Annotated in this window: 6 protein-coding genes and 1 pseudogene; 4 read left to right on the top strand and 3 right to left on the bottom strand. The window is 68.7% G+C overall.

Features of this window, described 5'->3' with window-relative positions:
* A pseudogene (locus Q392_RS25615) lies at nucleotides 1–291 on the bottom strand (IS3 family transposase); the annotation flags it as partial.
* A gap of 83 nt (nucleotides 292–374) precedes the next feature.
* Between Q392_RS25615 and Q392_RS33085 the strand changes: the two are divergent.
* Complete coding sequence (locus Q392_RS33085) at nucleotides 375–647, top strand: hypothetical protein (RefSeq protein WP_157008279.1); 273 nt, start codon at nucleotides 375–377, stop codon at nucleotides 645–647.
* 311 nt (nucleotides 648–958) lie between these two features.
* On the opposite strand, the gene Q392_RS25610 is transcribed toward Q392_RS33085, so the two are convergent.
* Nucleotides 959–1,837 carry an AraC family transcriptional regulator gene (locus Q392_RS25610; RefSeq protein ID WP_425425201.1) on the bottom strand — a complete coding sequence of 293 codons (879 nt, stop codon included), beginning with the start codon at nucleotides 1,835–1,837 and terminating at the stop codon, nucleotides 959–961.
* A 257-nt stretch (nucleotides 1,838–2,094) separates the two neighbouring features.
* On the opposite strand from Q392_RS25610, the gene Q392_RS25605 reads away from it, so the two are divergent.
* The 3 genes from Q392_RS25605 (at nucleotide 2,095) to Q392_RS25595 (ending at nucleotide 7,752) form a co-directional block, all read left to right on the top strand.
* Complete coding sequence (locus Q392_RS25605) at nucleotides 2,095–3,798, top strand: 2-isopropylmalate synthase (RefSeq protein ID WP_038214960.1); 1,704 nt, start codon at nucleotides 2,095–2,097, stop codon at nucleotides 3,796–3,798.
* A gap of 318 nt (nucleotides 3,799–4,116) precedes the next feature.
* Nucleotides 4,117–5,628 (top strand): aldehyde dehydrogenase family protein, encoded by a 1,512-nt coding sequence (locus Q392_RS25600; protein ID WP_038214958.1) that lies wholly within the window; start codon nucleotides 4,117–4,119, stop codon nucleotides 5,626–5,628.
* A 39-nt stretch (nucleotides 5,629–5,667) separates the two neighbouring features.
* A complete protein-coding gene (locus tag Q392_RS25595; RefSeq protein ID WP_051953965.1) occupies nucleotides 5,668–7,752 on the top strand; it encodes a PQQ-dependent dehydrogenase, methanol/ethanol family in 2,085 nt (694 codons plus the stop codon).
* Between the two features lie 57 nt (nucleotides 7,753–7,809).
* Here Q392_RS25595 and Q392_RS25590 read toward each other — a convergent pair.
* Nucleotides 7,810–9,130: TonB-dependent receptor family protein (locus Q392_RS25590; protein ID WP_038214955.1), on the bottom strand; the 1,321-nt coding region annotated here is incomplete at its 5' end.

The following is a 9,130-nucleotide window of genomic DNA, read 5'->3' as shown; positions in this document are numbered from 1 at the left end:
CCAGGTCCGCAGCGAATCCCGGCCCGGATAGCCCAACGCCTTGACGGTGAAGGCAATGCAGCGCCCGTGCTCGAGGTAGTGTTCGACGGCCCGTTCCTTCTGGGCCTGAGAGTACTTCGGCTTCGAGCGCACATAGCCGTGCGACAGGTCGTGGTGTCGCTCGTACTCCTCATGCCAGTTCTTCAGGGAATTCTTCGTCGGGTAGCCCAGCCGGCGAATGGTCGCCCCAGAACGCTTGCCCAACTTGATGTACAGCTGTACTGCGCGAACTCGATCTTCGTATGAATACATGAACTACCTCCAACGGTAGTCCAAGAAATCCGCCGCACCCCCACTGGCTCAGTTTTCGGTCGGCGCCAACAGTCCAGCACGGCATGCTGGGCATCCAGGTGGACCACACCGAACACCTCGTACGGCAAGGCTCCCAGCCGCACCCGCAGGAAGTCCCGGACCACCGCCGGCGAGTCGAGCACGCAGGCACCGCGCACCCGCCCTGCCAGCACGCACTGCGCCGCCGCCAGGACTTCATCGGCGCCGGCCGGCCGGTATGCACCCTTCGCGTCGCGCACCAGCAACGCGGACGAAGCAGCAGCAGCGAAGGAGTCGAGGGAAGAGACGAGATCGTGCGCCATGGCGAACTCCAGTGACCGGGCGGGATTGCCCGGGACCGGAAGCGGCACGCCGCAGCGCAGCGGTCACAGGTTCGAAGACGGCCGAAGGACGCCAGCGTGCGCCACGCGCACGCGCCGACCTTGAGCGCGAGACCGACGTGGCAGGCTCAAGGGACCCAGCAAGCCAGCCTCACGCCCTCCACGGGGCCTCTTGCAAGCGCAGCGCGCAGCGGCCCCGCCGCAGAGCCTCAGCGACGGAAGGGACGCCTTTCACGATCCTTCGGCGCAGTTCAGAAATTCGCAGCACTGCCTCAGAAGTCAGAGGCTGGTGCAGACCCGCGGCGCCATCACCGCACGACGCCCGTCCGAGAGTGCTCGGATCGAATCCCCAGGGAGGCACGGAAGCCCTGATCGATGAACTTCGAGGGCGGCGCACCGAAATGCCGACGGAAGGCTTGCGTGAATGCGCTGTGGCTTTCGTATCCGCACTCCAGCGCGACCTTCAGCAAGGGTCGGCCGCCAAGGATGGCGTCCAGAGCCCCCTGCAGTCTGGCCTGCTGGCGCCACCGCCCAAAGCTCATGCCCGTGGCGGTCTTGAAGTGCCGCTGGAAAGTCTTGGCACTCATCGCGAGCGCCGTCGCCCACTCCTCCGTGGAGAACGGATGTGACGCATCCGCAGCGAGCGTTCGGCAGACGGCCGCCATCTGTTCGTCTGCAGGCCACGGCAGATGAAAGGGCAGCGGGTGCTGGCTTCGCAGTTCTTCCACCAGCAGTTTCGCCACCAACTGTCCGTGCGGCGTGGCGCAGACATCGACCGACAGCGAGGCCGCCCTGGCGATGAGCTCCCGCAGCAGCGCCGACACGTGCACGACGCATTCGCTACGCGGCAGGCGACGCGCCACGGCAGCGGCCACCAGGGTGCTGCGCACACGCACCGGGCCGCACATCAGAAGACGGTGCTCTACCCTCGGAGGCAGCCATACGGCAGTGGTGGGCGGCACGATCCAGCGGCCCCGGGTTGCCTCGACCACCATCACGCCTTCCAGCGCATAGAGCAGTTGTCCACGGTCATGATGGTGGGCATCGACCTCGTGGCCCGCCGGATAGTCGGCGGCCACCCCGGTCAACCACGACTTCGATGCGGCATGACGGTCCAAGTCGACCGCTGCGTGGGCGGTGTACGCCACGTCGATCCTTTCTTCGATTTGTCCGTTCTGAGACAGCAATCGTCCTGATATATGAAGACGGACAACCAGACCGCATCGTATCCTGCCGCCATAGTTTTCAGCCGTTCTTGGATCCACACATGCGCGCGACGCGTTTCCTACAACCAGTGCTCCCACTACTGCCCCTGCGTCGGGGTCCGGGCGCACTTGCTCGCGCCATGACCCATCCTGATTCCCCCTGACCCCGACCTCGACCAGCTTCCGGACGGAAGCAGGGGAATCAGGCTCTTCTTCACCTGATTCCATTCGAGGTTCGCATGCTCTCCCAACCGCACACCAAGTACCGCCCCTATCCGAGCGTTGACCTGACCGACAGGACCTGGCCGTCCCGCACGCTCACGCAGCCGCCCGTTTGGCTGTCCACCGACCTGCGCGACGGCAACCAGGCCCTGTTCGAGCCCATGAGCCGGCAACGCAAGCTCAAGCTGTTCCATGAGTTGGTCCGGCTCGGCTTCAAAGAGATCGAGGTCGGGTTTCCAGCCGCATCGAAGACGGACTTCGACATCGTCCGCACCCTCGTGGACGAGGATCTGATCCCGGATGACGTCACCCCGATGGTGATGACCCAGTTGCGCGAGGACCTGGTCCGGGAGACGGTGCGCAGCGTGCGTGGCGCACGGCGCGCCATCGTTCACCTCTACAACGCCATCGCGCCCGCCTGGCGCGAGATCGTCTTCGGCCTGAGCGTGCCGCAGATCATCGAGATGGTGGAGCACCACATCGGGCTGCTGCGCCGGTTCACGGCAGAGGCGCCGGAAACCCAGTGGGTGCTCCAGTACTCGCCCGAAACGTTCTGCATGGCCGAGCTGGAGATCTCGCTCGCGGTGTGCAACGCCGCGATCGCAGCATGGGATGCCGGTCCCACCCGGCCGATGATCATCAACCTGCCCACGACGGTGGAGGTCACGACGCCGAACGTCTTCGCGGACCAGGTCGAGTGGATGCACCGCCGCCTGCACAGGCGCGAGCACATCGTGCTCTCGGTGCATCCGCACAACGACCGGGGCACCGGCGTGGCCTGCGCGGAGCAGGCGCTGCTGGCCGGGGCGCAGCGCGTGGAAGGCTGCCTGTTCGGCAATGGCGAGCGCAGCGGCAACCTGGATCTCGTGACGCTGGCGCTCAATCTCTACGCCCAGGGCGTCTCGCCGGGCCTCGATTTCTCCGACATCGCGGCGGTCGCACGCATCGCCGAAGAGTGCACCTCGCTGCCGATTCATCCCCGGCACCCGTACGTGGGCGACCTGGTCTTCACCGCGTTCTCGGGATCGCACCAGGATGCGATCGCCAAGGGCTTCGCGGCGCAGGCCGCCGACGGGCCGTGGCGCGTCCCCTACCTGCCGATCGATCCGAAGGACATCGGCCGGACCTACGACAGCATCGTGCGGGTCAACAGCCAGTCCGGCAAGGGAGGCATCGCCTACCTCCTGGAGCGCGACCACGGGGTCGTCATGCCGCGCCGCATGCAGATCGAGTTCAGCGCCATCGTCCAGAAGCATGCCGAGGCGAGCGAGACGGAGATCAGCAGCGAGGAGATCTGGCGCCTCTTCAGCGAGGTGTACTTCGATCCGCTGCGCGAGGGCGCCTACCGCTACGTCGCACACGCGCTGGACGAGGGCCCGGGCGGAGACACCCTGCGCCTGCAACTGGACTGCACGGCGCTCGGGCAACGGATCGAATCGAGCGGGCGAGGAAACGGGCCGATTGCAGCCACGGTCGCGGCCCTGAACCCCGCCCTGCGCGTGGACAGCTACGAGCAGCGCAGCCTGGGGAGCGGCGCGGATGCCAGGTCCATCGCCATCGTCGAAGTGGCGCACCCGTCCATCGCGGGGAGCCGCTTCGGCGTCGGGGTGCATGACAGCATCGCGACCGCGTCGGTGCTGGCCACGCTGGGGGCCTTCAACCGTCTGGGAGTGCCGCTGGAGAAGGCGGGCACCTCGGCGCCGACGACGGTCACCGCCTGACATGTGCCGGGCGAGCGCGAGACCCGGCTGGCCCGAAGCCAGGCGAGTCGGCCTGCGCACGGGAGTTGTCGCTTTCTCTGGATCGAATGGCTTCGGTGGAGCACGGCAGCGCGGCACCCCCGCCCTACATTTTGTTCGTCGCAGTCCGCGGGATGTTCGGACGCGGCTCCATCCTGTCGTGCACGCCAGCACACCGCTGCGTCCACGCCGGGGCGGGTGGTGTGCGGCCCCCCCCGTGGCCGCATGTTGGAGACATGGGCCGGCTTCGTGCGAGACCTGGCGGTCGCGAGGCGGCTCGCATCTGAGAGAGAAAAGAAGATGGCACACGTCGAAACGCTGGCCTCGGTGCGCTCGTTCCTGGAGCGAACGCACAGGCTTCACATCCATGGCACGGGCGTCGATGCACAGGAAGGCGGCTCGCTGCCTGTGCACGATCCCGCCACCGGGACGGTGCTCTGCCACGTTCCGGCCGGCGGCGCCGCCGACATCGACGCCGCCGTGCGCGCCGCGCGAACGGCCTTCGACGGCCCCTGGCGCACGATGCGCCCTGCGGACCGGGAGCGGCTGCTGCTCGGGCTGGCGCAGCTCATCGAGGACAACGCCGAGGAGCTGGCGCAGATCGAGACGCTCAACCAGGGCAAGTCGATCACCTATGCGCGCGCGCTGGACGTCGCCTACACCGCGGAGTGCATGCGCTACATGGCCGGATGGGCGACGAAGCTGGAGGGCCAGACAGTGGACGTCTCCATCCCGTTCCCGCCCGGGACGGCGTACCGCGCCCTCACGCTGCGCGAGCCGCTGGGCGTCGTGGGCGCGATCGTCCCCTGGAACTTCCCGCTGCTGCTCGCCGTGATGAAGGTGGCGCCCGCGCTGGCGGCCGGCTGCACGGTGGTGCTCAAGCCCGCGGAGGAAACCCCGCTGACCGCCCTTCGCTTCGCCGACCTGTGCGCCGAGGCCGGCCTGCCGCCGGGCGTCGTCAACGTCGTGACGGGGCTGGGTCACGTCGCGGGCGCGGCGCTGGCTTCGCATCCGGGCATCGACAAGATCTCGTTCACCGGGTCGACCGAGGTGGGCAAGCTGGTCGGCCGCGCTGCGCTGGACAACGTGACGCGCTTCACCCTCGAGATGGGCGGCAAGTCGCCCTTCATGGTGCTCGCGGACGCCGACGTCGAAGCGGCGGCGGCCGGCTCCGCCGGCGCGATCTTCTTCAACGCGGGCCAGGTCTGCGCCGCCGGCTCGCGCCTGTACGTGCACCGCTCCGTCTTCGACAGGGTGGTCGAGGGTGTCGTGCGCCATGCGAAGGCGATGGCGTGCGGCCCCGGCATGGACCCCGACAGCGGCATGACGCCGCTGGTCTCGCGCAAGCAGCTCGATCGGGTCACCCGGTATGTCGAGAGCGGGATTGCCGACGGCGCGCGCGCGGCCTATTGCGGCAGCACCGGCGATCAGCCCGGCTTCTTCTATCCCCCCACGGTCCTGGTGGACGTCAGGCAGGACATGCGTGTCGTGCAGGAGGAGATCTTCGGCCCGGTGCTCGTCGCCACGCCGTTCGACGACCTCGACGACCTGGTGCGCAAGGCCAACGACTCCAGCTACGGGCTGGCCGCCAGCATCTGGTCGCGCGACGTGGGGCAGGTCATGGGACTGATCCCGCGCATCCGCTCCGGACTGGTCTACGTCAACACCCACGGGGTGATCGATCCGAACTTCAGCTTCGGCGGCGACAAGCAGTCGGGCATGGGCGTGGAGATGGGAAAGGCGGGCGTGGAGGCCTTCACCCGCATCAAGTCCGTGTGCCTCGCCTACGCCGATGGCCGGCAGCCGGGCTGAGCACGAGAACGTGCCCACATCGTCGAAAGGAGAACAAGCATGAAATGGATCCCCTCCCGCCTCGCCCTGGCTGCCTGCGCTGCTGTGGTGTGCGCAGGCGCTGCTGCCGCGCCCACCCTCACGCCGCTGACCGGCGAGGACCTCGCGAGGCCGCGCAAGGGCGCCGAAGAATGGCCCGCCGCCGGACGCACCTACGAGGGCACCTTCTCCAGCCCCCTGTCGCGGATCAACGAGAAGAACGTGAAGGGCCTGGGCCTGGCCTGGCACCTGGACCTGCCCACCGACCGGGGGCTGGAGGCCACGCCGCTGGTGGTCGACGGCGTGATGTACTTCTCCCTGCCCTGGGGCCATGCCATGGCGGTCGATGCGCGCAGCGGCAAGACCCTGTGGCACTACGACCCGGGCGAGGTGAAGAAGGTGGCGAAGGACACCTGCTGCGATGCCGTGAACCGGGGCGTCGCGCTGTGGGGCGACAAGGTGTTCGTCGGCGTCATCGACGGCCGCCTCGTGGCGCTGGACCGCGCCACGGGCAAGGTGGCGTGGGAGGTCCAGACCGTGGACCGGAGCCAGCCCTACACCATCACCAGCCAGCCGCTGGTCATGAAGGACATCGTCGTCATCGGCAACAGCGGCGCGGACTTCGGCGTGCGCGGCTACATCACGGCCTACGACACGAAGACGGGCAAGCAGCTCTGGCGCTTCTACACCGTCCCGGGCGATCCCTCCAAGCCGTTCGAGCACGAGGAACTGGCCGTGGCGGCCAAGACCTGGAAGGGCGACAAGTACTGGAAGTACGGCGGCGGTGGAACGGTCTGGGGCAACATGAACTACGACCCTGAACTGGACCTGCTCTACGTCGGCACCGGCAACGGCTCGCCCTGGAACCGGGAGGTGCGCAGCCCGGGCGGCGGAGACAACCTCTTCCTGTCGTCGATCCTGGCCATCAAGCCGGAGACGGGCAAGCTGGTCTGGCACTACCAGACCACGCCGGGTGAGAGCTGGGACTACACCGCCACCGCCAACATGGTGCTGGCGACGCTGAAGATCGGCGGCAAGGAACGCAAGGTGCTGATGCAGTTCCCGAAGAACGGCTTCTTCTACGTCCTGGACCGGGCGACGGGCGAACTCCTGTCTGCCGACAAGGTCGGCAAGGTGACGTGGGCGAAGAGGGTCGACCTGAAGACCGGACGGCCGGTGGAGGAGCCCGGCGCGCGCTACGAGACCAAGCCGATCCTGCTCTGGCCCGGCGCCTACGGGGCCCACAGCTGGCAGCCGATGGCGTTCAGCCAGAAGACCGGCCTGGTCTACATCCCGTACCAGGAAATGGCCGGCGGCTACCGCAACGAGGGCAAGGAGTTCGTGCACCGCAAGGGCACCTTCAACACCGGCAGCGCGTTCTTCGACGGCACCTCGTTCCCGCGGCGCTTCGCCAGCGGCGCGCTGGTCGCATGGGATCCGGTCAAGCGCAAGGCCGCATGGAAGGTCCCGCTGGCGTCGGTCTGGAACGGCGGGGCGCTCGCCACCGACGGTGACCTGGTCTTCCAGGGCAACGCGCACGGCGAGTTCGTCGCCTACGGGGCGACCACGGGCAAGCCGCTGTGGCGTTTCGACGCGCAGACCGGCGTGCTGGCCAGCGCCTCGACCTATTCCATCGACGGGGAGCAGTTCGTCGCGGTGCTCGCCGGCTGGGGCGGCGGCGCACCGATGGTCGGCGGCGAGGCCGACAACTTCACGGGCGTGCGCAACAAGAGCCGGCTGCTGGTCTTCAAGCTGGGCGGCACGGGCAGCCTGCCTCCGTTGCCGGCCAAGGAGGAAAGCCGCCGGGTGCCCACCGGCACCGATGCCAGCGGCGAATCCATCGCGATCGGCAGCAAGACCTTTCATATCTACTGCTCCAAGTGCCACGGCGTGGGCGGCGAGAGCGGTGGACTGGTGCCGGACCTGCGCCGCACGCCCTACACGCTCAGCGCCGAGGCCTTCCGGGCCGTGGTGACCAACGGCATCGAGGCGCGCGGGATGCCGTCCTTCTCCTCCGAAGTGCAGCCGCAGGACATCGAGCACATCCGGGCCTACCTGCTGGACAAGGAGAAGAAGGACTTCGGCCAGACCTCCGCCAAGAAGTAGCGAAGCCGGCCTGCGAGCGGCCACCAGGCAACTCGCAGGCCACCGGCATCCGGCGGCTCAGAACCGGTAGACGCCGCCAAGCCCGAGCGTCCAGCTGCGCCCGGGCGCCGGCTCGAAATAGCGCGCGTTGCCCTCGTTGACGATGACCGAGCCGGCGTAGCGCCGCCCGGCCAGGTTGTCCACGCGCGCGAAGGCGTTGAACTCCCACCGCTCCCACTGCTGCACGTAGCCCGCGTACAGCGAGGCCACCGCATAGCCCGGCGCGCTGGCGGTGTTGCGGTCGTTGGCCTGCACGCGGCCCAGCGCGCGCAGCTCCGCCCCCGCGCGCCAGCCCTGCGGCGGCACCCAGCCGACGCTGGCATAGAAGGACTGCCGCGCGATACCGGGTATGCGGTTGCCCGCCGCCACGAGATTGCCGCTGCCGCAGGGCGAGGGCGAGCAGAAGGCATCCCGGTAGCGCGCATCCAGCCAGGTCAGCGCCACCTGCGTGCGCCAGTGGTTCGCCGTCTCGTGCTGCCAGCCCAGTTCGAAGCCCCGGCGCCGCGTGTGGCCCGCGTTCTGGAAGGTGGAGCGCCCACCCGTGTTGGTGGCCGTCACGATCTCGTCCTTCGTGCGGGTGTGGAACAGCGCCGCCGTCAGCAGCCCGCCCGCGATACGCGCCTTGGCGCCCAGTTCCACGCTGTCGTTCACCGAGGGACGCAGCGCGAAGTTCAGGCCGCCCGTGCCGTCGGGCCGGTACGAGAGTTCGTTGAGCGTCGGCGTCTCGAAGCCGCGCCCTGCCGACAGGTACAGCGCCAGGTCGCGCGTGGGCTGCCAGCGCAGCGAGGCCACCGGCAAGGTGCGGGCGTAGCGCGCCCGGCCGCTGTCGTCGCCGTTGCGGCCGATCACGTACAGGTCGCGCGAGTCGAAGCGCACCCGGCTGCGGCGCACGCCGGCCTCCAGCGTCCACTGTTCGGCCAGGCGCCAGGTGGCCTGCGCGTAGGGGTCGAGGTTGGACACGCTGTTGTGCTCCAGCCGCCGCAGCCGTCCGCGCACGCCCAGCAGCGGCGCGGCCGCCGGGCCGAGGTAGTTCTCGTAGCCGCTGCGCCGCTCGCTCAGGCTGTCGTAGCCCAGGCCCGCGACCAGTTCGAAGGGGCGCCCGGCCAGATCGAAGCCGCCCTGCCAACGCACGTCCAGCCCGCTGTAGTTGCGGTGCAGGTCGATCACGCCGCCGGCGTGCAGCGGGTTCTGCTGCGCCGAGGGCGGGATGGACTGGAACTGCACGGTGTCGCGCTGGCCGCCGTAGAGCATCACGCGTAGCTGCTGGCGCTGGTCGAGGCGGTGCTCCCACAAGAGGCCGGCCTGGCTCTGCAGCACGCTCTTGCGGGTGTCGTACTGC

Source organism: Xenophilus azovorans DSM 13620 (assembly GCF_000745855.1).
Lineage (GTDB): Bacteria > Pseudomonadota > Gammaproteobacteria > Burkholderiales > Burkholderiaceae_C > Xenophilus > Xenophilus azovorans.
This window is presented reverse-complemented; position numbering and strand designations above follow the sequence as displayed.